This window comes from Mesorhizobium sp. M2A.F.Ca.ET.037.01.1.1, assembly GCF_003998075.1.
Classification (GTDB): domain Bacteria; phylum Pseudomonadota; class Alphaproteobacteria; order Rhizobiales; family Rhizobiaceae; genus Mesorhizobium.
Window position 1 is genome coordinate 1 of the sequence record NZ_RZSA01001304.1, and the last position, 1,485, is coordinate 1,485.

2 protein-coding genes are annotated in these 1,485 nt (G+C 58.9%); both read right to left on the reverse strand.

Features of this window, described 5'->3' with window-relative positions; all coding sequences use genetic code 11:
• Positions 1-258: helix-turn-helix domain-containing protein (locus EOA27_RS41720; RefSeq protein WP_210214199.1), on the reverse strand; the 258-nt coding region annotated here is incomplete at its 3' end.
• Positions 255-1,485 (reverse strand): AAA domain-containing protein (locus tag EOA27_RS36180; RefSeq protein ID WP_245491317.1); only part of this gene is annotated, 1,231 nt, incomplete at its 5' end. The genes EOA27_RS41720 and EOA27_RS36180, both read right to left, overlap by 4 nt.

The following is a 1,485-nucleotide window of genomic DNA, read 5'->3' on the forward strand; positions in this document are numbered from 1 at the left end:
CCCATATGGACTCGCCATGAACGACGCGCCATTGGCAGATGCTCGAACCTCGATCAGCCGAAATCGCATGAGCCGTGCGATAGATGCGACTACGAGTTGGCGCGGTAGGTCGGCATGATCCGCCAGTTCCTTGATCGTCCGGGGCACGCGCGCAATTGAAGCGAGGATTAGTTCGTCGACGATGCTCCACGGCCGCCCTTTGTCTATCCCAACCCGGCAGGAGACTCGAAAGATGGGCACAGCGACGAGAATGCTCACCTGCCTCCTCCGAGAATCTCTGGCCTGATAAGCTCGGCAGCGGCTCGTCCGTCAGGCTTCCGCTGCCCGGCCAGAGCTTTGATTGCCGCGAGCATATCGGTCAGAAACATCAGATCATGTGTCTCTTCATCAGGATTGACACCCTGAACGGCCTCGCTCAGGAACTGAAGACTACCTACGATCACAAGCTTGGATTTTGCCCTGCTCAGCGCAACGTTCATTCGACGCCGGTCGCGTAGAAAACCGAGCGCCGAACCGCCGGAGCGCGGATTATTCCGGACGAGAGAGATGACAACCAGATCGGCTTCACTTCCTTGGAAGGAATCGACAGTGCCGACAAAACTGCCGCCGCGCCGCACCGGGCGAAACCCATCCAAGTGAGCGAGGTCGCTACGAAGCAAGGCGGCGACGCGATCGGAGAGCTTTTCGACTTGGGCCTTATATGGAGAAAGAATCGCAAGGGAGGGGTTGCCGCGGGACGTGTCTGCTCGCACGTGCCTAAGCACATTGATTACGGCGTTGATCTCAGACGGATTGTGCCAACGCGGGCTCCCGAACTCCATCCGTTCGCGCCGGCCTGTAGAACTGACATGGGGAAAATCGACCACGACGACGGGGGAAGCGGGCAACGGATCAATCGTAAAAAACGGCGCCGGCTCGGTCTGAGCTCGCTCACGGCGCCCGCGCTCTGTCAGAAGCTTCCCTTGGTAAAATGCCTTGGAAACGATTTCCGCGATGGCCGGGTCCATGCGCCTCTGTTCGGTCAGCGTTGCCGCGATGTGGCGATGGCTTGGATTGGCCTGCGATCGCCGCTCGTCTTCGACCACGACACTTCGGAATGGCTCCAACAGCCGCAACGCGAGGTCGGTGACTTCCTTAAACTTCGGTGGATTGGTCCGCAGAGCTTGCATGGCTTCGAGTTCGCCGTCCCTCAAGACAGAAGCGACGACTTGTTCTGCTATATCCAAGGTCTGTTCAACCAGGGCATAATTTCCCAAGATGCCACCGATGCGCTCGGCTCCGAACGGGGGGAGCTGATGGTGATCTCCAATCAGCAGTCGCCGGCCTGAGAGCATCAAAGGACCGACAACCTCAGGACCGGTCGCCTTCGCTGCTTCCTCGACAATCACCCAATCGAATTGCTCGCGGGCGTCGACCATCCGCTCAATGTCGGCCGAGTTCGCCGCTGAGATCACTATGTTGGCTGCATCGAGGACGAGATTGGAC